Below are 860 nucleotides of genomic sequence, written 5' to 3' on the forward strand. Positions count from 1 at the left end.
GCATTAAAAGCTGAAATTAAGATACTTAAAGAGAAAAATAAATTTCTTCAAATGGAAAATGACGTTTTAAAAAAGGAAGAAGAAATAGAAAGGAAGTTGATGAAACAGGCATCAGACAAAAAGCATCATACCAAACGGTAAAAGCATTTAAAAACCTTTATCCGATAGCTTGGTTATGTTCAGTATTAAAGATATCACGTTCAAGTTACTATAAATGGTTACATCGCAAACCATCAAATAAAGAAATTGAAAACCAAAAATTGATCAAAGATATCGTTGATATCTACAATAAATACAAAGGCATATATGGATATCGTCGTATATACATATATTTAAGACTTAAACTACATCAAAAAGTAAATCATAAACGTGTCTATAGATTGATGAATCAACTGAATCTAAAATCTACTATCCGCCCTAAAAGAAAACGATATATTAAAACAACACCTGAAATTACAGCACATAATATATTAAATAGAAAATTTGAAGAACAAATCCCAAATAAAAAATGGTTAACTGACGTTACAGAATTCAAACTAAGCAATGGTAAAAAACTTTACTTAAGTGCTATTTATGACTTAGGCAGCAAACAGATTATCAGTCATAAATTAAGTACCTCAAATAACAATAAATTTGTATTAGATACGCTCAAAAAAGCAGTCAAACTTGTGCCGAATACCGAAGGTATACTCTTACATAGCGACAGAGGATATCAATATACAAGCAGATTATTTAAAGTTACGTTAGAGCAACTTGGTATAAAACAAAGTATGTCACGACCAGGATGTTGCATAGATAATGGACCTATGGAAGGTGTATGGGGAACTATTAAAAGTGAATTGTTTAGAGGAAGAAAAAAA

Annotated in this window: 1 pseudogene; it reads left to right on the forward strand. The window is 29.7% G+C overall.

The features are described from left to right. Nucleotides 1-101 precede the first annotated feature (101 nt). A pseudogene (locus tag CD032_RS00035) lies at nucleotides 102-860 on the forward strand (IS3 family transposase); the annotation flags it as partial.

Origin of the sequence: Staphylococcus cohnii subsp. cohnii (assembly GCF_002902365.1) — a bacterium.
GTDB classification, from domain to species: domain Bacteria; phylum Bacillota; class Bacilli; order Staphylococcales; family Staphylococcaceae; genus Staphylococcus; species Staphylococcus cohnii.